This is a genomic window from Alkanindiges illinoisensis DSM 15370, from assembly GCF_000619845.1.
Lineage (GTDB): Bacteria > Pseudomonadota > Gammaproteobacteria > Pseudomonadales > Moraxellaceae > Alkanindiges > Alkanindiges illinoisensis.
Genome location: NZ_JHUX01000008.1, coordinates 123,594 through 144,748, shown reverse-complemented (window position 1 = coordinate 144,748; position 21,155 = coordinate 123,594). Strand labels below are relative to the sequence as shown.

Genomic DNA, 21,155 nt, shown 5'->3' with positions numbered 1-21,155 from the left:
ATCTGAAATGCCAGTAAACTGAAAGCATGGAATTGCAAAACCAGAGAGCCAAACCACTAATGCAAACCGGACTTGCCAATCATCAAATTAAACTGAACTGACGAGAATAAAAATGCCACACGCCTATGATGAACTGCCCCGTACACCTGCCAATTTTGTGCCGCTATCACCCTTAAGTTATCTGGCGCGCACTGCAATGATTTATCCAGCGCGCACTGCAATTATTCATGGCGAACGCCATTTAAGCTGGCAGCAAACCTATGCACGTTGCCGCCAGTTTGCCGACCAGCTGACAAAACTGGGTATTGGCAAAAATGATACGGTGTCTACCCTGCTGCCCAATGTTCCAGCCATGCTTGAAGCGCACTTTGCAGTGCCCATGACTGGCGCGGTGCTTAATACCATCAATACGCGGCTGGACGCCAAAACCATTGCCTTTATCCTGCAACATGCGGAAAGCAAGGTGTTGCTGGTTGACCCGGAATTTGCACCCGTTGCCCGTGAAGCACTGGCACAGCTTGCGCAGGCCACTCTTGCACAGAACAGCCCTGAGCAAAGCATCGTAGTAATTGATGTGGCAGACAGCGAATGGCAGGGTGCGGATGAGCGGATTGGCAATTTTGAATATGAATACTGGATTGCGCAAGGCAATGCCGAATTTGACTGGCAATTGCCCAGTGATGAATGGAATGCCATTAGCCTGAATTATACCTCGGGCACGACGGGCAATCCCAAAGGTGTGGTGTATCATCACCGCGGTGCTTACCTGAATGCAGCCAGCAACCTGCTGGCATGGGGCATGCCACCGCATTCCACTTATTTGTGGACACTGCCGCTGTTTCACTGTAATGGCTGGTGCTTTCCATGGAGCATGGCAGCCAATGCCGGAACCAGTGTGTGCCTGCGCAAGGTTGAGCCAGTGAAGATTTTTGAGCTGATTGCCCGCCACAAGGTTGGCTATTTCTGTGGTGCGCCGATTGTGCATAGCATGCTGATTAATACGCCGGAACATGAACGTGTGCCCGTGAGTCATCAGGTACAAGCCATGGTGGCCGGCGCTGCGCCGCCAGCCGCTATTATTGAAGGTATGGCACGTCTGGGCTTTAACATTACCCATACCTATGGCCTGACTGAAACCTATGGCCCGGCAGCATTATGTGCCAAGCAGGATGACTGGGAAACACTGGATATTGCGGGCCAGGCCGAGCGTAACAGCCGCCAGGGCGTGCCCTATCATTTGCAGGATGCCATGCGCGTACTTGACCCACAAACCATGCAACCTGTGCCCAATGACGGACAAACTCTGGGCGAAATCATGTTTCGCGGCAATATTGTGATGAAAGGTTACCTGAAAAATCCGCAAGCAACCCAAGATGCTTTTGCCGGGGGCTGGTTTCATAGTGGTGATCTGGCGGTGGCGCACAGTGATGGCTATGCCAAGATTACAGACCGTTCCAAGGATGTGATTATTTCCGGTGGTGAAAATATTTCCTCGCTGGAAGTGGAAGAAGCGCTGTATCGCCATCCGGCTGTTTTAACCGCTGCGGTGGTGGCCAAGCCGGATGATAAATGGCAGGAAGTCCCTTGTGCCTTTGTTGAACTCAAAAAAGGCCATGAACACACTAGCACAGATGAATTGCTGGCGCATTGCAAGCAACATCTGGCCAAATTCAAGGTGCCTAAGGACATCATTGTGACTGAGATTCCAAAAACCTCTACCGGCAAGCTGCAAAAATTTGTATTGCGTGACTGGCTGAAACAGGGCAAAACTTCGGCTTAAATCTAGCGGTTTTACCACAGGGCAGTGTCTGCAACATTGCCCATTTTATTTTGGGCTACATCTAAAAACGATAGTGAATAAAACGCTTTGCACCGTGCAGTTTCAACACGTTTCCTGAGCTTGCCGCAGTGGTCGAAGGCAAGGTTGGTAACCTATGAAAGCAGTCTGATCAGGTTTCTTAGCATAAATTAAAATCTGTAAAAACGATTTATTTTATAAAAATAGACTGTTTTACCAATATTATAATTTTACCTATGCTGAAGGTCATCTCAATAGCAGAACGAGAAATGCCATGAAAGACCTGCGCCTGAAAACCGAAATTGCCCAGTATTTACAGCAAATGCAGTTACCTGCCCGGCTGGTTTTGTCACTGGAAGATCAGCACAAAGCCACTGAAATCCACGCCATTGTCAAAGCACTGCATACACTTGACCAGCAGTGGCATTAAGGCGGTTTGCCTCTTGAAACGTAACGGTATCTGTCTGCCTAAGTAGTGTGCATAAACTGATGAATCCCGGTCATCAGCATTTGCACGGCTAAGGTAATCAGCAGCATGCCCATCAGGCGCTCAATGGCAATCAGCACACGCTGGCTTAAAAAACGCTTGAGCTTGGTGGCAAAAAACAGGATCAGGCTGGAGGCCAGCCATGCCAGAAACACCGCCATTAACCATTCGGGCCAGCGTTCCGGGTTGCGGGTCATCATTAACATGACCGTGGCAATGGCAGACGGCCCTACCACATAAGGGACGGCCAGCGGCACGATAAACGGTTCACCGTCAATGCCTTCCTGTAAGGGTTTTTCATGCGATGGAAACACCATGCGAATGGCAATTAAAAATAGAATGACGCCACCGGATACTGTTAAAGCCGGGTCGGTAATATGAAACCAGCTGAGCAAGTACTGGCCTGCAAACAAAAAAATCACCAGCAATAGCAGTGCAATCAGCAGCTCGCGCACAATCACGGTATTCTGGCGTTCTGCGGCCACATTTTTTAGGGCTGAAATAAACATGGGCACATTACCCAGCGGGTCCATGACCAGAAATAACAAGACCGCAGCGGAGATCATTGTCATGGGTTTATTCCATTTGTTTTGAGTTAGTCACTGCTGGATTTGCAGGAAAGGTTGATATTTTCACTTCACTAAAATTGTCTTAATCCCGCAAATCATAACAAAGCCAGCCTACTGACCATAGGTTGCACCCCTATGAATCACTAGTCGTAATGTGTATCAAACTTGCAAATTTGTCAGGCCATGACTGATTCATTGCGAATCAACGCATGCTGTTAGAACAGTTATGGGTCTAACTCAGCACTGGGTAGCAGAAGCTGGTAAAACACTAAATCCAGCCAGCGCTCAAACTTGTAAGCAGCCTGATAAATAGTGCCCGTGTGTTGAAAGCCAAATTTCTGGTGTAGCGCAATACTGGCAATATTACTGCTGTCAATGGCGGCCACCATACTATGAAACTGCTGGCGACTGGCTTCATCAATAATGGCTTGCAATAGAATGTTGCCTAGCCCTTTGCCCTGCTGATCTGGCCGGATATAAATCGAATGTTCGATAGTATGGACAAAAGCCGCCTGTGGCCGAAACGGGCCATAAGAAGCAAAGCCCAGCAACTGCCCATTATTATCTACCAATCCCAGCACCGGAAAACCCGCTTTGGCCTTAAAGTCAAACCATAACCTGATGTCATGCAGGCTGCGTGGCTGATACTCATACAGTGACAGCGTGTGCAAAATGGCGTGGTTAAAAATGACCAGAATGGGTTGGCCATGTTGCTCAAACTGGCAACGAACTAATGTAAAAGCGGGATCAAGAGAAATAGGCATACCAGACTTAAACCCAATTGGCTAAGGTTGCCATTGAAAAGTTTTAAGATTAACTCGCCCCTCTGCAAATACCACACCTTCCTGTTCGAGTTTAAACCGTTGCAGCTCCTCAGCATGGATATCAAGTTTATGCAGGCTTAAACGACCTTGCGCATTAATCACCCGGTGCCAGGGCAAATCGCTGTCGGGTGCCAGTATACGATTCAAGGCATAACCCACCAGCCGTGCATGGCGAGGATAACCAGCCAAGGCAGCAACCTGTCCATACGTGGCAACCTTGCCATAGGGAATCAGGGCAACCACCTGAAAAATATCCTGTTGAATCGTTGGTTGCCTGGTATTTGGTTCTTTGGTTATATTCATGCTGATTTGACTGCTGACTTTTGCCGATATTTTTGCACAGCAATCATTATCCCACCAATCATCCCCAAGACCAGGCAAAGCAAATGCAACTGGTTTATGGTGATGATTCCCAGCCATGGATTACCACGCAGCAAGGGCCAAAAGGGATTCATATCACTGTGCATAATGGCATCAAGGGCAATATGGGAAAACGTGCCAACATAGGCACTGATAAAGCTAACCTGCCATGTGATTGACCATTGATCATACCTGAAACAACGTAGCATCCACTGACTGACAGGTTTGCCAATCAATGCTGCAATCGTACCAACTAGCAGTGCGCCACCCAAAGTATGGCTTATCCTATGCAGCACTGGCCAGCCATAAATGATGCCCAGCAATGGCTCAATATCCATGAGCACCTGTGAACCCGCAAAAATCATCAGGCTAAATTGTCTTTGTCCGATAGCTTTGGCTGCCAGACCTGCACCGAAATGAATGGGAGTAAAAGGCATGTGAGATACTTACGCCATGTTCAGCATTGCGTTGCTGTTATTAATAAGGCGCATCAAGCTGAATCAGGGCGGCCATGACTTTTTTGTTATGGGCATATTTTTGACGAAAGGCTTTTTCTTCGTTATCCATGCTGCCACAACGTAATTTTTCCATTTCACGGTTCAGCTCGGCATCGCGTTCGGAACGATCCCCATTAAACTCACCGGCAAAATGTCCACACAATTCATAGCGATTCAGAAATTGCTGAGCCTCTTTAGGCAGCGTATTCTTGCTGGCTGCATTAACCGGACTGGCAAAGGCTGGAATACTCATCGTGCTTAACAGCAAGCTGAAAGACAATAAAATTTTTGCAGACATTATTTTAATTCACATTGTTGTAATCACTGGTTTATTTACCAGCGCACTGCTGCCAATGCGCTGGTGTTCATAAAGTTTTGTTAATGCAATGCGTTAAAAGGAATCACCCGGCACACGCACCCAGCCTTCCATTAAAATCCGTGCACTGCGGCTCATAATGGCCTTGGTGACTGTCCACTCGCCGTTAACCTGTATGGCCTCTGCACCCACGCGCAATGTACCGGAAGGATGGCCAAACCGCACCGCCTGTCGTTCGCCGCCACCTGCTGCCAGATTCACCAGCGTGCCCGGAATAGCTGCGGCTGTACCAATCGCCACCGCTGCCGTGCCCATCATGGCATGGTGCAGCTTGCCCATGGACAACGCACGTACCAATAGGTCAACGTTATCAGCTTTAATCTCTTTGCCGCTAGAAGCCACATAATCCTTTGGCTTGGCCACAAAGGCAATTTTTGGGGTGTGCTGACGCGTGGCAGCCTCGCTTGGGTCTTTAATCAGGCCCATGCGCAGCGCCCCGGCAATACGAATGGCTTCAAATTTGGCCAGCGCCGCAGGGTCGGTATTAATGGTTTCACGCAGTTCAGTGCCTGTATACCCAATGTCTTCTGCATTAACAAATACGGTAGGAATGCCCGCACTAATCATGGTGGCTTTTAGGTTCCCTAAACCTTCAACCTCTAGTTCATCCACCAGATTGCCGGTAGGAAACATGGAACCTTCGCCGTCTTCGGATGGATTCATGAATTCCAGCACAATTTCTGCGGCTGGAAACGTCACGCCGTCCAGCTCAAAATCCCCAGTTTCCTGCACTTCGCCATTAGTCACGGGCACGTGCGCAATAATGGTTTTGCCAATGTTGGCCTGCCAGATACGCACTTCGCACACGCCATTTTGGGGAATGCGGCTTGGGTCTACCAGCCCGGCATGTAGCGCAAAGGCACCTGCCCCGGTGGACAAATTACCGCAGTTACCACTCCAGTCCACAAAGGCCTTGTCAATGGATACCTGACCATATAGGTAATCAACATCATGATCTGGCTGGCTGCTTTTGCACAAAATCACGCACTTGCTGGTGCTGGACGTTGCGCCACCCATGCCATCAATGTGGGCGCCATACGCATCAGGACTGCCAATCACACGCATAAACAGCTTGTCACGCGCAGTCCCGGGCACTTGTGCTGCTTCTGGTAAATCCTGCAAACGGAAGAACACCCCTTTACTGGTGCCACCACGCATATAGGTGGCCGGGATTTTAACTTGTGGCGCGTAGCTTTGGGCGGCAGTCATTTTAGTTCCAGTGCGTTGTTAAAATTTGCCGCTATTATAACGGCATTAAATCGGGGGTTATAGGCATTTCTTTCATGTGTTTATGCTTGAAGTGCCTATCTATCGCTATGCTCATGCTAATCAACGATCTCAGCACCCCAGCCGTTGTAACTGGCTTGATGCTGGGCGGCAATCGCTTCAAATTGCGCACTCAAATGGTTGAGTTCGGCAACATCCAGCAGCATGGTTTTATGCGCCACCACTTCAAAAGCTTGTTCAGTATGATTATCTGGCACTGGAGCATAAATACAGATATCCAGCTCCAGTACTTCCAGCGCACTGGCCAAACCATCGACCGATGTCTCAGCTACATCAAAAACAAATTCAACCTGATGCGGTTTGCTAATATCTGAACCAGCCTCTTTTAAAGCCGCAACCACCTGCGCATCCGGGTTTTCTGTCATTATTTTTTATTCCTGTCATTAGAAAATTGCTGTCTGATTATTTAACGCGTAATTATTTAACCCGTGATTATTTGATGCTTGCTTTCTTCACTATAGCTACCCGGGTTGGTAAATCCCATGCCCCACCCAGCTCAACCATGCGGCACATGCCTGTGGTGGAATCATCGGTTTGAATAAACTGCTGCCCGTTCCATGTCCATGCTTCATGTGACCAGCAATCTCCCAAGCCACGGCCTTTTTGCGCCGCGCTAATCATCCCATCGGCATAATCAGAAGCACCCGTTGTCACCAGTTTGGGCTGATAAGGCTTTTGTGCATTAATTACCCAGTAGCCATAGCCTTCATTGTATGCCCCTCGCCAGCACAATCCGCTAGCTAGCAGCTTATGGCTAGTTAAAGGCTGAATATCCAGTTCAAATTTTGCAGAGTCATCTTCGCCATTGATGACCGGGCAATAGTTGTCATCTGTTTTTGGGGTGTGCGCCAGCATTTCTTTTTTAAGCTGAAGCAGATCCACAGATTTTGCCAGACGCTTTAAAGCAGGACTTTCAACGGGTTTTATCCAGTTCACCACTGACATTGGCAATGCAGGCAGCACGCTGGCCTCAGTTTTTTTACCTTTTCGCAATACGGCGCTGGTGGTGCCAACACGTCCCTGCACATCATCCATTTTAAGCAATACCGCAGCGGCACCCTGCCCGGACAGACTCCATGTATCCTGCCCCGATTTAAACTGAATCACGGTATGGCCTGCCAGTGCGGCAACCAATGCCTGCGTTTGTACACTCGACAAATGACCATCCAGCCCCTCGCCATTTAATAAAACCTTGCTATAGCTGGTGTTATTGATAAATAACTGAACAGCTTGAGGGGTCGGCTGGCCTTCTACATAATCCGTGGTGCCCAGCTTGAGCTGTCCATCAATATTTTGGCCTGCCCCAGCTTTACGGGTAAATAAAACTGATACTGGAAAACTGTCACCATCATCGGCCTGATAGCCTGCTGCACGGCAAGTCCGGGTGTTATCACAAACCACTTCCCAATCCTGATGAGAAAAATGAATGCCTTTTCCAGAGTTTGTATTTGTGCCTGTTGCTGCATAGGCCATGCAGGGTATAAGAACTAAAGCGCAAACCGTTTTTTGAATCCCTGCTTTTTTAATAACGGTTTTTTTATACATCGCCTGACTTGGTTTTTGGCAAAATTGCATAAAGTACTCGCTGGTTTTTTGCTGGTTTTCTATGCCTTGAGCATACAAGCTGGCAACTTTGTGGTTGGTATTTTTGTGTTTATTTTACTGTTGACCCTTAGTCTTGTTCAGTGTTCATTGATGAATCCACCACTTCATCAGCAGGCGCAATGTGCAGGCGTTCCCAGGTTTGAATCAGTTGTTTTTTCGGTACGCCCCAGCGATAGCCACCCAGCGCGCCACTTTCCCGGATGACCCGATGGCAGGGAATCATCCAGGCCACCGGATTGGCACCAATGGCATTGGCCACTGCCCGTGATGCCTTGGGATAGCCCAGCGTATTGGCCAGTTCGGAATAACTGACCAGACTACCCGATGGAATTTTGAGCAAAGCGCGCCACACCGCCACCTGAAAATTGGTGCCTGATACATGCAGCGAAAACGGCTTGTACAGGCTGTCGTGCTTGTCGTATTGCAACGAAAACATACGGTCAACCACAGGCGCTGTTAGACTTTCATTATGCTGCAAGATACTCAATGGCCATGCCTGTTGCAGGGCAGCCAGCTCATGCTCCAGTGAGCTAAAATCTACAAAGCTGGCGCGGCAAATACCCCGCTGGGTCATGGCAATAAATAACGGCCCAAACGGCGTCGCATGCACGCCATAATCAATCTGCAAATCCCGGCCTTTTTGCTTAAACTCGCCCGGCGTCACGGCTTCAAGCTGCACAAAATGATCATGCAGGCGTGAACTGCCGCTTAGGCCAATATCATGTGATACCTCCAGCACTGAGCGCGACTGCTGCAACAACTGCTTGCCACGCTCAAGGGTTAACACCTGTAAAAAGCGCTTGGGCGTGGTACCAGCCCATTGGCAAAACAGGCGCTGAAAATGAAACGGGCTTAAATGTACCTGCGCGGCCATCTCCTCCAGACTGGGTTGCTCACCCACATGATCCACCAGATAGGCAATGGCTTTTTCAATGCGCTCATAATCAATACAGGCATAATCTGGCATATGGGTTTACTCTTAATTGGGTGAACTAACATTTAGCAGTGTAAAAAACTATAACTAAACATGATTAATCGAAATGCCGCCATCTACCAGCAGTGCCGTACCCGTAGTAAAACTGGATAGATCAGAGGCTAAATATAATGCCGACTGGGCAATTTCTGCCGGGTTTGCCATACGCTTTAAGGCATGCAGGCTGGCTATAAACTCAAGGGCGTCAGGCGTACTGGCAAACTCACGACCTGTGGGCGTATCCGTGCCACCCGGCAATAGCGCATTCACCCGGATTTTCTGCGCGCCGTATTCAGTGGCCAGTACTTTGGTCAGGCCAATTAAGCCTGCCTTGCTGGCGGCATAGGCAGCTATGCCCGGCATTCCTGCGGTATAACCTACAAAGGTAGAGGTAAAAATCAGCGAACCACCACCTGAGGTTAATATGGCCGGCAACTGGTATTTTGCTGCCAGAAAAGCACTGGTTAAATTGGTTTGCATGACCTCATTCCACTGCTGTAGTGACATCTCCGGTACTGGCCCCATTGTGCCCAGTATGGCTGCATTGTTAAAGGCAATGTCCAGCCGCCCAAACTGCCGGATGGCAAGCTCAACCAATTGCTGGGCAAATGCCTCATGCCCGACATCACCAGCCAGTGCAACTGCTTGACCACCTTGTGCCCGAATTTCAGCCACCAGTTGAACCAGCTCGGCCTGCCGTCGGGCAGCAAGCACCACTGCTGCGCCTTGCCTGGCAAATAGCTGGGCAGTGGCATAGCCAATTCCGCTGCTGGCCCCTGTAATAATGGCCACCTTGCCTTTTAATAACAGGCTATTGAATAAATGGTTATTGGGTAAAGCGCTAATTAACGAAGACTGAGCTGATGAAACAGGGTTTGATGTTGTCATGGCAAGGCTCTTTTTAATAAGGTCATTAATGGGATCAGTTTTTTGCTCAGGTCAAGCCTGATCTATTGCCATACTAGGCAGACCTTGCCTGCCTGCCGACCCGAATCTTGCGGACTTTATTTAATAGCCAGATTTAATAACAATAATTATTCTCTTAAATAAACTGCGGCCTGCTATCTTGCCTTAAGCACACTTCAATGGCGATTTTTATTCCCGCTACCATCACTTCCCGTGCTAGCCATGGAACATCCGGGCTGTGACGCTCTACATTGAGACTCAAGGTTTGCTCATGCAAATACGGCACATGGATAAATCCGGCCAATGTCGGCAAATCATTTTTGGCAATAAAATGCATCACACTGTAAAACAGCCGATTGCAGACATATAGCCCAGCCGTATTGGATATTTCTGCTGGAATATGGGCTTGTTTTAACTGATCAACAATTTCATTAATGGGTAAGCTCGAAAAATAGCCGACTGGCGCCCCGTCGATAATGGGCTTGCCTTTTAACTGATGGCCTGTGTTATCAGGAATATTGAAATCATCCATGTTAATGGCAACGCGTTCAGGATGAATACTGGCACGTCCACCGGCTTCACCCAGCATCAATATGATATCTGGCTTAAACTCACCCATACGATGAATGGTGAGTTCCACTGCATCGAAACAGGCGACAGGCAGCTCTAAAACCTCTAGCTGAGCATTGGCAAACGCCATGGCACGGATGTCTTTCACGATCTCAAGCGTTGGATTAATCTGCTGGCCAGCGAATGGTTCAAAGGCCGTGAGAAGCAGTTTTTTCATCAGGCGCTCCCGGGTTTTACTGATGTTTTATTAATCTGGCCAGCCTGTAATCCTTATGCTGTAAAACCGTCTAAAACTTTTCATAAGGCAGCAAATAGCGCCATTCACCCACCGCCAGTTTGGCTTTCGAGAGGCGGCCAATCCGTAAGCGCCGTAATTCCAGCACCTGCAAGCCCACCGCCTGACACATGGTTTCAATCTGGTCGAGCTGCACATTTTTTAAGGCAATACGCAAATGATCTTCATTTTGCCAGCTCACTTTTGCGGCTGGCAGCAATTTGCTTTGCGCATAAAAGCCTTGATTCAGGCGTCTTAAATCATCATCAGACAACGTGCCTTGTACCTTGACAATAAATTCCTGCTCCACCCGGCTGGCATCATCAATCAGCTTACGTGCTACTGATTTGTCTTGCGTATACACCACCAGGCCACTGGCGGCACTTTCTAGTGGCAGCGTGGGAATAAGCTTTTGAAAATGTGAGCGCAAGGGGCGAATATTGGAGCGGTCATCCTTGGCCTGAGTCTCTAACGTAATGAGTTGCAATGCATCAAATTTAAGCAAATCCATTTGCTCAGGACTCAGCTGGCTGTGCATTTTGGGGTGATTCAAACCACGCGTGATCAAGCTTTGCGTTAGGCCAAAATCATAGCCGGCAGGCTTGTTAAACAAAATGGTGACTGGTGCCAGCGGTTTTAAATTAGCGGCTGCATCCACCTCTACGCGCTGATCGGTAATCAGGTAATTGGGCTGCTCTACCACCACCCCATTCACCATGACCCAGCCACCAGCAATATAATGCTCGGCATCGCGGCGCGAACAGGCACGTAATTCACTCACTACTTTGGCAAGGCGAACAGGTTCAGTCTTTGGTGCAGTCATCATCATTACTTCAATTACATCATGTGCTGCATTATACGCGCAAAAACATCATTTCATGTGGCAACTGGCAGGCCGCTGCTAAAAGAGTACTGCTAAAACGGCACCGTTGATTCAAGCACCAGATGATGACCTTGCAGGGGATGGGTAAAGGCCAGATAGCTGGCATGCAACGCTAGGCGGTTTAACAGGCTGGCTGTGGGATTAAAGTGATACAGCTTGTCGCCAGTAATAGGGTGGCCGATATGCGCCAGATGCACACGAAGCTGGTGTGAACGCCCGGTAATCGGCTCTAGCAAAATCCGGCTAATGTCTTGTCCGGCATCATATTCAAGCTGCTGGTATAAGGTTTTGGCAGGTTTGCCAATTTCAAAATCTACTTTTTGTTTGGGACGATTGGGCCAGTCAGTGATTAGCGGCACTTCAATACTGCCCTCACCAGCCAATTGTCCCTGCACCAGTGCCACATAATTCTTTTTAACACTTCTGGCCTGAAACATTTTACTGATGGCCACTTCGGCATCCCGATGCTTCGCAAACAGTAAAATGCCTGAGGTTGCCATATCCAGCCGATGCGTAACTTTGGCCAAAGGATACTTTTCTAAAACCCGTAAATAGGCGCTGTCCTGATGTTCTGGCAAGCGACCGGGCACGGACAGCAACCCCGCTGGTTTATCAATTACGATCAGGTCATCATCCTCATAAAGGACATGAAGTGAACCTTGTGGCGGCGTGTAAATAAAATGGTCGTTTAGCGGCACGAAAATAGATGACAATAAGATTTTAAGAGCCTGTAGTATACAAGGCTACTTTGAAGGGATAACCCTAAATTGCCTTTAATTATTAAACACATTATAGCTGCTGATCACAGTAAACTCAGTATAGCCATCTATCGCGCGGCTTAAAAATACAACGCGATATCGTTCAAAGACTTACTCGTAATTAGCCGATGCAATGCCAGAACAACAGATTAAGGCCGATAAATGGCGCACAGTTTATTGCCGTCCGGATCACGCACATAAGCTAAGTGCAGCGCACCTAGGCTGGTTTGGCGCAAGCCCGGCATGTCCTCAATAGAAGTACCGCCGTGTGCAACTGCCACATCATGGAATTGCTGCACTTGTTCAGGTGAGTTGCACTTAAAACCAATGGTTGCGCCATTGGCACAGGTTGCGGGTTCGTCATTTATAGGTTCGCTAATGCCAAATGTATTGCCATCGTGGCGATAAAAAAGTCGGGTATGTCCGCTATTTGCCTTGTTCACCAGCGGTTCACCCACACCTAGTGTGGCAAGTACAGCATTATAAAACTGCTTTGAACGTTCGATGTCGTTTGTTCCAACCATAATGTGATTAAACATATTTCTTCCTCTCCTTGATTTGCAATGTGTGTGAGTTTAATGATTGGTCAACACTATTAGGATTTTAGCGATGGGTATATGATTTTTGATGACCGTGACGTTTACGCCGATATAATTTTTTATGATCAGATCACTGTTCAAGCAAAACTCTCATCAATATTTGCACCATTCTTCAAGGCGTACCTTTTAATGATTTTAGCTAACTGAAACGGATTTTTTATACACTTAATGCAGGGATGACTTTCTGCTTCAACATCCGTAATTACCAGTACTGTACCTAAAGAAATGAACCTCCATGGTTGTCGGTCAACAATATAAAAACCTTTAACATCTTCCAGCTTAACAATAGTAGTTTCCTCATCTAGAAGACTTGCTGAAATATAAAGGGTTTTATCCGTTAGCTCATAGTGCATAGTTTTGGCATCCCTGAACAATGCAATCATCAGCAAGACTGGGATTCCTGCCAGAATCTTTATCCAGAACATCAAGGCCAAAGATATCGCCAGCAGTACAATATAATGATAAATATATAAAAAGGCTGAACTTGTGCCTGCTGAAATAATTTTGTTCATTGGTTTTCTCTGATTTATTGAAGTCTTCATCATTAAACTTCTTCCAAAAACACGGTTTCGACAAGCTCAACCAACGAGCCTGAACCTGTCAAAGGCAATGTAAGTACTTATAAATAATTAAATTAAAGACTTAGTGACCTACTGTAGTGGTCGATTTTGATTCCAGGGATTTGATTTTTAGGCCTGAAAAAACACTCTTTGACAGTATTAACGTGTCATTGCCATCCACAGTCATGGTTGGAATCCGGTCTGCCTGCATGCTTGCCTTGTAGTGATACTTCACCTGTGCCGATGTCCACGGGAAGCCGCCGCGCTCAATCTGTAAGCTGTCAAACTGGGTATTGGTCGAAGCCTGAAGTACGATAAATGCTGCTGAGGCCTGCCTTAAATAGCCACACATTTCATCCTTACCGCCTTCAACTTCCCAATGACCTTGCAGGGTTTCAGCAAAAATATTGACTTCAACATCATCGGTAAAATCGTCACAAACTGTGGAATCCCCTGCGATAGTTTTATTGTTATATTCCGCAATCCAGCGCATGACATGCGCTTCAGAAAATGCCATTGTGGATTGAATATAAAATAGCCCCAAGCCAATGACTAAAACAATCATTAAACGCTGCATTTAAACTTTACCCCAAGTATTTTTTAAACTTACTCTATAGTTACGTTATTTATTAGTAGTTCACATATAGAAAAACCCCACTTCACAGTAGGGCTTTTTTAAAACAAAATCAAACAGTTTAAGCAGTCGCTTCTACTTCAACATTGCCTTCTAAAAAGTCCTTGGCAAAGCGCTGCAGCACACCACCGGCTTCATAAATCAGCACTTCTTCGGCAGTATCCAGACGCGAGATCACTGGCACTTCAAGGCTTTCACCATTTGCCCGATGAATCACCAGTGTCAGCTCAGCGCGTGGCGTATGTTGGCCAATCACATCAAAGGTTTCAGTGCCATCAATGTTCAAGGTATTGCGGTTGGTGCCTGCCTTAAACTCCAATGGCAATACACCCATGCCAATCAGGTTGGTACGGTGAATGCGCTCAAAGCCTTCCGCCACAATCGCTTCAACACCTGCCAGACGCACACCTTTGGCCGCCCAGTCACGACTGGAACCCTGACCATAATCCGCACCGGCAATAATAATCAGCGGCTGCTTGCGGGTCATATAGGTTTCAATGGCTTCCCACATGCGGGTCACCTGACCTTCTGGCTCAACACGCGCCAGTGAACCCTGAATCACCTTGCCCGCTTCATTGCGCACCATTTCATTCAGTAATTTCGGGTTAGCAAAGGTAGCGCGCATGGCGGTCAAATGGTCGCCGCGATGGGTGGCATAAGAGTTAAAGTCTTCTTCCGGCAGGCCCATTTTGGCAAGATATTCACCCGCTGCACTGCTGGCCAGAATCGCATTGGAGGGCGACAAATGGTCGGTGGTGATGTTGTCTGGCAGTACCGCCAGTGGACGCATACCTGTCAGGGTACGTGGATTGGCAGCCAGCGCGCCCATGCCTTCCGTATCCCAGTACGGCGGACGACGAATGTAGGTTGACATCGGACGCCAGTCGTACAGTGGGCTTTCTGCCTGTTCAATTTCACCAAGGTCAAACATGGGAATATAAACCTTGCGGAATTGTTCCGGCTTCACGCTCTTGGCTACCAGTGCATCAATTTCTTCATCACTTGGCCAGATGTCTTTTAGATATACCGGATTGCCGTTTTTGTCGGTGCCCAATACGTCTTTTTCAATGTCAAAACGAATAGTACCAGCAATCGCATAGGCTACGACCAGCGGTGGGGATGCCAAAAAGGCCTGCTTGGCATAGGGATGAATGCGGCCATCAAAGTTACGGTTACCGGACAACACGGCAGTGGCGTACAAATCGCGGTCAATAATTTCCTGCTGGATTTGTGGATCTAACGCGCCAGACATGCCGTTACAGGTGGTGCAGGCAAATGCCACAATACCAAAGCCCAGTTTTTCCAGTTCATTTAATACGCCGGCTTCTTCCAGATACAGCGCAGCAGCCTTGGAACCCGGTGCAAACGAGCTTTTTACCCATGGCTTGCGGGTCAGGCCCAGTTCATTGGCTTTTTTGGCCAGCAAACCAGCCGCCACGGTATTGCGCGGGTTGGAAGTATTGGTACAGGAGGTAATGGCTGCAATAATCACTGCGCCATCTGGCATCAGGCCATCAGTGCGATTTTCTACCACGCCAGCAATGCCCTTGGCAGCCAAGTCACTGGTTGACACGCGCGCATGCGGGTTGGATGGGCCAGCCATGTTACGGGTAACCGTGGACAGGTCAAATTTCAGTACGCGTGGATACACCGCAGTTTTTAAGCTATCTGCCCACAGGCCAGTGGCTTTGGCGTAGGTTTCCACCAGTGCTACCTGCTCGTCTTCACGGCCAGTGAGCTTTAAATAGTCCAGTGTTTGCTGGTCAATGGAGAACATGGCGGCAGTTGCACCGTATTCTGGCGTCATGTTGGAAATGGTGGCGCGGTCACCAATGGTCATGCTGTCCGCACCTTCGCCAAAGAACTCAAGGTAAGCGCCGACCACACGCTCTTTACGCAGGAATTCCGTTAGAGCCAGCACAATATCAGTTGCGGTAATGCCGGGTTGACGCTGGCCAACCAATTCCACGCCGACAATATCCGGCAGGCGCATCATGGAAGCACGGCCCAGCATCACAGTTTCTGCTTCCAGACCACCCACACCAATCGCAATCACACCCAGCGCATCCACGTGCGGGGTGTGCGAATCAGTGCCTACACAGGTATCCGGGAATGCAATGCCATCACGATTCTGAATAACCGGCGACATTTTTTCCAGATTGATCTGGTGCATGATGCCGTTACCGGCTGGAATAACATCCACGTTTTTAAACGCAGTTTTGGTCCATTCAATAAAATGGAAACGGTCTTCGTTGCGACGGTCTTCAATGGCGCGGTTTTTTTCAAACGCATCAGGATCAAAACCGCCACACTCTACAGCCAGTGAGTGATCCACAATCAGCTGGGTTGGCACCACCGGATTGACTTTGGAAGGATCACCACCCTGATCGGCAATGGCATCACGCAGGCCAGCAAGGTCAACCAGTGCAGTCTGGCCCAAAATGTCATGGCACACCACGCGGGCCGGATACCATGGAAAATCCAGATCCTGACGGCGCTCAATCAATTGGGTGAGGTAATCAGTTAAGTGCTCGGGTTCGGCACGGCGTACCAGTTGTTCCGCCAGCACGCGCGAGGTATACGGCAGGGTGTCATAGCTACCGGGCTGAATGGCTTCAACTGCGGCGCGAACATCAAAGTAGTCAAGCTGGGTACCGGGTAAGGGCTTACGGTATTGTGTATTCATGGCTAGGGGGTTAATCCAGTGGCTCGGTGTTATCAATGGTGCATATTGTACTCTGCGCGAATAGCGTTTCCCAAATTTTATATTTATCATAGATTTACCCCTAAAAAACCTAGCTTTTGAAATATTTAGTTACATATTCTTAGGTTTTTTACTCTATTTCTTATTTTGGCAAATTTAACTGGAATTTTCGATAAAACCACCTATTGATTAACTGGTTACTTATTATCCGCTTGATTACTTGCTAGACTATCGCTAGATCATTGCATAACGATAGATACATGCCTTCAACCCTTGTGCTGGGCACACTGGCTGCACTGTTTACAGTAGCCGTGCTGGGCCAGCAGTTTATCCGGCGTCACAACAAAAACAGCCCGCCACATGCTAAGGCAAAAACCTCTCCCCTACTGGCGCTACTGGCCCTTTGTGGCATGGTATGGGCACCCGTCATGGCAGTGAATTACTGGCTGCTGATGCAGGCCGGTTTTGGCTGGTGGCTGGCATTGGCACTTGCCGATTTAACCCTGCTGGCACTGGTATTTTATCTTGAAACAAAAGCCCAGCGGATTGATGGCGCTGCTGGCTGGATGGCTTTTGGCTGGTTGCTGCTCCAGCCCTTTATCGTCATGCTATGTGGACTGGTTAAACTGGTTTTTGTACTGGCACAACTTTAGCCTCAATCCCAGCAGACCTGTTTAAACTCACATCCTCAACTACAATTTGAGCAGATTGTTGAGTTTTCAGGCAGTATCCCCAACTGTTTAGGTATAGGCTATACAGCATGATTTCATTGAGTCACGGTTGAATTCCGGCAATCCCTGATTTTGGTCACCTTGAAGTTAAAAATAACCAAAATCTTATGCCAGCAATTCTAATTGCAGACCATTTTTTTGGAGATAACCATGAGTTTAAGCGCTTCCCCAAGCTTTAGCCGCCTGACACTACAAGGGCCGGATGCCGAAAAATTCTTGCAGGGACAGGTGACAGTAAACGTCAATGCTATCAGTGCCGATGAATATCGTCCTACCGCTATTTGTGACTTAAAAGGCCGCATTAATTTTGGCTTGTGGCTAAAAAAATACAGTGCCGAATCCATTGAAGTCATTGTGGCCGACGACCAGCGTGATGCCCTGCAAGCCCACATTAAAAAATATGGTGCATTTTCAAAATTCCAACTGGACGCAGCAGTACCTGTGCATTTGGCGATTATTGACGGTAAAGCCAGCTTTAGTACCGATGACCAAGGTGTAAAGCCTGAACAATGGCAACACACTGCCATTAGCCAAGGACAGGCATGGATTACGGCGCAAACAGCAGGACTGTTTCAGCCACAGGAATTGCGTTTGCATCAGCGTGGTGGTGTTGACTATGACAAGGGCTGTTATCTGGGGCAGGAAATCATTGCGCGCCTGTGGTTTCGCGCCAAGCCCAAGCACTGGCTGCATCTGATTCGTGCCGGGATTGGTGATGTGCCTGCTGGGGGTGCTGAATTAGACAAAGATATTCAGGTGGTGAATGCCATTGCAAGCGCAGATGGCTGGCAAGCACTGGTGGTGGCAAAGCCTAGTGCCTTAGAAGCTTCAATTTATCAGGTGCTGGACTTACCAGAAGGCTTGAATGGCGATATAGGGCGTGAAGCATAACACGCTGCTGAAAATTTAAAAGCGTGAAGTCATATCACGCTTTTTTATAGCCGTTAAAAAGGTTCAAACAATTTCTTTAAGCCGTGCGGCTGACTACGTAAATATTGCGGCGCAATGGCAATTTTTTCTTTTAGCTCGGCGGCCACATGCCACGGCCAGCGCGGGTCATACAGCATGGCACGTGCCACAGCAATCGCATCTGCCTGGTGGTTTTGCAAAATGGCTTCTGCCTGCTGGGCTTTGGTAATCAGGCCGACTGCAATCACCGGAATGTTAACCTGCTGCTTGATGGCATCAGCAAAAGGCACCTGATAGTTGTCCTTCACTTCAATTTTTTGCTGGATGTCCAAGCCACCGCTGGACACATGAATATAGGCCGCACCCAGTTGTTCCAACTGTTGAGACAGTGCAATACTGGATGCAATATCCCAGCCTTGCCGGTTTGGTTCATTAATCCAGTCTGTACCCGAAATGCGTACACCCACCGGAAAACCTTCTGGTACTGCTGCCTTAATGGCGGTAAATGTTTCCAGCACCATGCGCAGGCGGTTTTGCAGGCTACCCCCATATTCATCATGTCGCTGGTTGGATAGCGGTGATAAAAACTGATGCAACAAGTAGCCATGTGCTGAATGCAGTTCAATCAACTCAAAGCCAGCATCGACAGCGCGCTGGGCTGCCTTGGCAAAATCCTGTTGCACCTGTTTGATCCCTGCAAGGTCAAGCGTATGCGGCAAGGCCTCCTCAGGGTCAAAAGTCAGTGCACTAGGTGCCACAGTTTGCCAGCCATGCGGCTGATTGGCAGGAATTTGCTGACCACCATGCCAGGGTTTTTCCGTGGAGGCCTTGCGCCCGGCATGAGCCAGCTGAATGGCTATTGGCATAGGTGTAAATTGCCGGATTTCTGCCAGTGCCTGCTGCATTTTGTGCTTCTGCGGATCATTCCATAGCCCAAGGTCAGCATAAGTAATGCCGCCGTTTTCCTGCACGGTGGTGGCTTCGACAATAAATAAACCAGCGCCAGACAGTGCCATGTTCATCCAGTGCGCCCGATGCCATGCGGTAATTTCACCGTTGTCTTCAGCAGAATACTGGCACATTGGCGCGACAATAATCCGGTTCTTCAAGGTTAATGTTCCCAACTGGATCGGGCTAAATAACAAACTCATGCTTTACCTCATCAAGTGATTCATACCATACAAGAATGACAGCAGTTAAAACTATTGCCTTAAACCACTACTTAGACACCGACCCATGCCCTGTCCAGTAAAAACGCATCAGCCAGTGCGCAGCTTCTCCGGCATAATCAATGCCTACCCGCTTGGCTACGCTCACCGGAATATTGGCTTCGGTTTTATTTTCAATCCAAAGTCCAACCTGCTCGCCCAGCAGGTGATTGTTCAAGCGCTTATCAATAGTTAACCGCTTGGTCAGCTTGGCAGGCCCTGCGCCAGTCTTGATAGGTTCACCTTGCACATGCACCGCGCGAATCAGTACCGCTTCCGGCTGGCCAATTTCGGTGGTCACAATGTTCAATAAATAATGCAGCCCATAAATCAGGTACACATAAATGGTGCCTGCTTCTTTGTACATCACACTGGTACGCGGCGTATGACGCCCCTCAAAGGCATGGCAGGCTGCATCACCAACGCCTAGATAAGCCTCAGTTTCAGTAATCATGGCTCGAACCACCTGCCCATCATCCATACGACGACATAAATAGCAGCCAATCAAATCAGCCGCCACCACCGCAGTCGGGCGCCTAAACCAGTCATGCGCCAGAACCTGTGCTGCATTGGAACACACTTGTTCCGGTTGACTTATAGCAATATTGGAAGGTGTCGGTGATTTTTGCATCTTTGAGCACAGTGTCCTTGTTTTCTTTCACTTTAAGACCAATATTAATTGGATTAAATCTGTTATTGCTAAGCCGGTTTTTGCTAAACCTGTTACAACGTGTGATAGCCGTTGTTGATCTGTGAGCGTTTTATGCCTGAATTGCCCGAAGTTGAAACCACCAAAACCAGTTTGCAACCCTTATTGGGCCAGACTGTGACCCATGTTCAGGTACGTCAGCATAGCTTACGCTGGCCTGTGCCGGATGATTTATCCAAACTGACTGGACAAAAGCTGCTCAGGCTAGAACGTCGTGCCAAGTATATTCTGGCGCATTTTGACCAGGATGCGTTGCTATTGCATTTGGGTATGTCCGGCAGTTTTAGTATTTGCAATGCACAGGATGAATTACGCAAGCATGATCATGTGATTTTACAATTCAGTGATGGGCAGTTTACTGACAATGAAGGGCAAATCACTGAACTGCGCTATCACGATCCGCGCCGTTTTGGCTGCATGCTGTGGCTGGAAAATGGTACGCATCCCCTGCTATCAAAGCTGGGGCCAGAGCCACTGGATAATGAATTTGATGCCAGCTATCTGGCCAGCAAATTAAAAGGTAAAAGTACCGCCATTAAGGTGGCCATTATGGACAATGCTGTGGTGGTGGGCGTGGGAAATATTTATGCCACCGAAAGCCTGTTTAATACCGGCATTCATCCGGCGCGGCCAGCCAGTTCACTCACCATGTCTGAAATTGAAAAACTGGTGCTGGAAATCAAGCGCATTCTAAAACAGGCCATTGATCTGGGCGGCTCCACTTTGCGTGACTATACCAATGCAATGGGCGAAAACGGTTATTTTCAGCAAACTCTGCTGGCGTATGGTCGTGCAGGTGAACTGTGCATCAATTGCGATACAGAACTTGAAAACCTGAAACTGGGCCAGCGCGCCAGTGCGTTTTGTCCCTGCTGTCAGCCATTGAAATAGCGCCAGCCTTTAAAATAGCCCTAAAATCTATCTGTAAACTTAG

General features: G+C 48.2%; 24 protein-coding genes. 5 read left to right on the top strand and 19 right to left on the bottom strand.

Annotated features, from left to right (window positions below; all coding sequences use genetic code 11):
- Nucleotides 1-112 precede the first annotated feature (112 nt).
- A complete protein-coding gene (locus tag Q337_RS0112645; RefSeq protein ID WP_026471905.1) occupies nt 113-1,780 on the top strand; it encodes an acyl-CoA synthetase in 1,668 nt (555 codons plus the stop codon).
- 292 nt (nt 1,781-2,072) lie between these two features.
- The gene (locus Q337_RS18850) at nt 2,073-2,228 is read left to right on the top strand and encodes a hypothetical protein (RefSeq protein WP_156935797.1); all 156 of its coding nucleotides are present in this window, start codon (nt 2,073-2,075) and stop codon (nt 2,226-2,228) included.
- 38 nt (nt 2,229-2,266) lie between these two features.
- Here the strand turns inward: Q337_RS18850 and Q337_RS0112635 are convergent, their stop codons facing one another.
- From Q337_RS0112635 to acnD, 17 genes are all read right to left on the bottom strand, one after another.
- Entirely contained in the window at nt 2,267-2,857 is a 591-nt protein-coding gene (locus tag Q337_RS0112635) for a MarC family protein (protein ID WP_026471904.1), read from the bottom strand.
- 221 nt (nt 2,858-3,078) lie between these two features.
- Nucleotides 3,079-3,618, bottom strand: a complete 540-nt coding sequence (locus tag Q337_RS0112630; RefSeq protein ID WP_026471903.1) for a GNAT family N-acetyltransferase — start codon at nt 3,616-3,618, stop codon at nt 3,079-3,081.
- 21 nt (nt 3,619-3,639) lie between these two features.
- On the bottom strand, nt 3,640-3,981 hold the full coding sequence (locus tag Q337_RS0112625; protein WP_026471902.1) for an MGMT family protein: 342 nt from the start codon (nt 3,979-3,981) through the stop codon (nt 3,640-3,642).
- The gene (locus Q337_RS0112620) at nt 3,978-4,475 is read right to left on the bottom strand and encodes a metal-dependent hydrolase (RefSeq protein ID WP_026471901.1); all 498 of its coding nucleotides are present in this window, start codon (nt 4,473-4,475) and stop codon (nt 3,978-3,980) included. The genes Q337_RS0112625 and Q337_RS0112620 overlap by 4 nt, the downstream gene beginning before the upstream one ends.
- 40 nt (nt 4,476-4,515) lie before the next feature.
- Entirely contained in the window at nt 4,516-4,833 is a 318-nt protein-coding gene (locus Q337_RS0112615; RefSeq protein ID WP_156935796.1) for a hypothetical protein, read from the bottom strand.
- Nucleotides 4,834-4,926: 93 nt separating this feature from the next.
- On the bottom strand, nt 4,927-6,120 hold the full coding sequence (gene prpF / locus Q337_RS0112605) for a 2-methylaconitate cis-trans isomerase PrpF (RefSeq protein ID WP_026471899.1): 1,194 nt from the start codon (nt 6,118-6,120) through the stop codon (nt 4,927-4,929).
- Nucleotides 6,121-6,236: 116 nt separating this feature from the next.
- On the bottom strand, nt 6,237-6,563 hold the full coding sequence (locus tag Q337_RS0112600; protein ID WP_026471898.1) for a ribonuclease E inhibitor RraB: 327 nt from the start codon (nt 6,561-6,563) through the stop codon (nt 6,237-6,239).
- A 67-nt stretch (nt 6,564-6,630) separates the two neighbouring features.
- Nucleotides 6,631-7,671, bottom strand: coding sequence for a DUF1176 domain-containing protein (locus Q337_RS0112595; RefSeq protein WP_084494837.1), 1,041 nt, complete (start codon nt 7,669-7,671; stop codon nt 6,631-6,633).
- Nucleotides 7,672-7,870: 199 nt separating this feature from the next.
- Nucleotides 7,871-8,770 (bottom strand): bifunctional transcriptional activator/DNA repair enzyme AdaA, encoded by a 900-nt coding sequence (locus Q337_RS0112590; RefSeq protein WP_026471896.1) that lies wholly within the window; start codon nt 8,768-8,770, stop codon nt 7,871-7,873.
- 54 nt (nt 8,771-8,824) lie between these two features.
- Nucleotides 8,825-9,664: an SDR family oxidoreductase gene (locus Q337_RS0112585; protein WP_084494830.1), complete on the bottom strand. Its 840-nt coding sequence runs from the start codon at nt 9,662-9,664 to the stop codon at nt 8,825-8,827.
- 154 nt (nt 9,665-9,818) lie between these two features.
- Nucleotides 9,819-10,469 carry a pyroglutamyl-peptidase I gene (pcp, locus tag Q337_RS0112580; protein ID WP_026471894.1) on the bottom strand — a complete coding sequence of 217 codons (651 nt, stop codon included), beginning with the start codon at nt 10,467-10,469 and terminating at the stop codon, nt 9,819-9,821.
- Nucleotides 10,470-10,539: 70 nt separating this feature from the next.
- Nucleotides 10,540-11,355, bottom strand: coding sequence for an RNA pseudouridine synthase (locus tag Q337_RS0112575; protein ID WP_026471893.1), 816 nt, complete (start codon nt 11,353-11,355; stop codon nt 10,540-10,542).
- An 86-nt stretch (nt 11,356-11,441) separates the two neighbouring features.
- Nucleotides 11,442-12,107: a pseudouridine synthase gene (locus tag Q337_RS0112570; protein WP_026471892.1), complete on the bottom strand. Its 666-nt coding sequence runs from the start codon at nt 12,105-12,107 to the stop codon at nt 11,442-11,444.
- 209 nt (nt 12,108-12,316) lie between these two features.
- Nucleotides 12,317-12,706, bottom strand: a complete 390-nt coding sequence (locus tag Q337_RS0112565) for a VOC family protein (protein ID WP_026471891.1) — start codon at nt 12,704-12,706, stop codon at nt 12,317-12,319.
- Between the two features lie 137 nt (nt 12,707-12,843).
- A complete protein-coding gene (locus Q337_RS0112560; protein WP_026471890.1) occupies nt 12,844-13,311 on the bottom strand; it encodes a hypothetical protein in 468 nt (155 codons plus the stop codon).
- 97 nt (nt 13,312-13,408) lie between these two features.
- Nucleotides 13,409-13,903 carry a hypothetical protein gene (locus Q337_RS0112555; RefSeq protein ID WP_156935795.1) on the bottom strand — a complete coding sequence of 165 codons (495 nt, stop codon included), beginning with the start codon at nt 13,901-13,903 and terminating at the stop codon, nt 13,409-13,411.
- A 118-nt stretch (nt 13,904-14,021) separates the two neighbouring features.
- Nucleotides 14,022-16,646, bottom strand: a complete 2,625-nt coding sequence (acnD, locus tag Q337_RS0112550) for a Fe/S-dependent 2-methylisocitrate dehydratase AcnD (protein ID WP_026471888.1) — start codon at nt 16,644-16,646, stop codon at nt 14,022-14,024.
- A 278-nt stretch (nt 16,647-16,924) separates the two neighbouring features.
- On the opposite strand from acnD, the gene Q337_RS0112545 reads away from it, so the two are divergent.
- Nucleotides 16,925-17,317 carry a hypothetical protein gene (locus tag Q337_RS0112545; protein ID WP_026471887.1) on the top strand — a complete coding sequence of 131 codons (393 nt, stop codon included), beginning with the start codon at nt 16,925-16,927 and terminating at the stop codon, nt 17,315-17,317.
- Between the two features lie 228 nt (nt 17,318-17,545).
- Nucleotides 17,546-18,286, top strand: a complete 741-nt coding sequence (gene ygfZ / locus Q337_RS0112540) for a CAF17-like 4Fe-4S cluster assembly/insertion protein YgfZ (protein WP_026471886.1) — start codon at nt 17,546-17,548, stop codon at nt 18,284-18,286.
- Nucleotides 18,287-18,339: 53 nt separating this feature from the next.
- On the opposite strand, the gene Q337_RS0112535 is transcribed toward ygfZ, so the two are convergent.
- On the bottom strand, nt 18,340-19,455 hold the full coding sequence (locus Q337_RS0112535) for an NADH:flavin oxidoreductase/NADH oxidase (protein ID WP_026471885.1): 1,116 nt from the start codon (nt 19,453-19,455) through the stop codon (nt 18,340-18,342).
- Between the two features lie 67 nt (nt 19,456-19,522).
- On the bottom strand, nt 19,523-20,143 hold the full coding sequence (locus Q337_RS0112530) for a DNA-3-methyladenine glycosylase (protein ID WP_084494829.1): 621 nt from the start codon (nt 20,141-20,143) through the stop codon (nt 19,523-19,525).
- Nucleotides 20,144-20,275: 132 nt separating this feature from the next.
- Between Q337_RS0112530 and mutM the strand changes: the two genes are divergently transcribed.
- The gene (gene mutM, locus Q337_RS0112525) at nt 20,276-21,112 is read left to right on the top strand and encodes a bifunctional DNA-formamidopyrimidine glycosylase/DNA-(apurinic or apyrimidinic site) lyase (protein ID WP_026471883.1); all 837 of its coding nucleotides are present in this window, start codon (nt 20,276-20,278) and stop codon (nt 21,110-21,112) included.
- Nucleotides 21,113-21,155 lie beyond the last annotated feature (43 nt).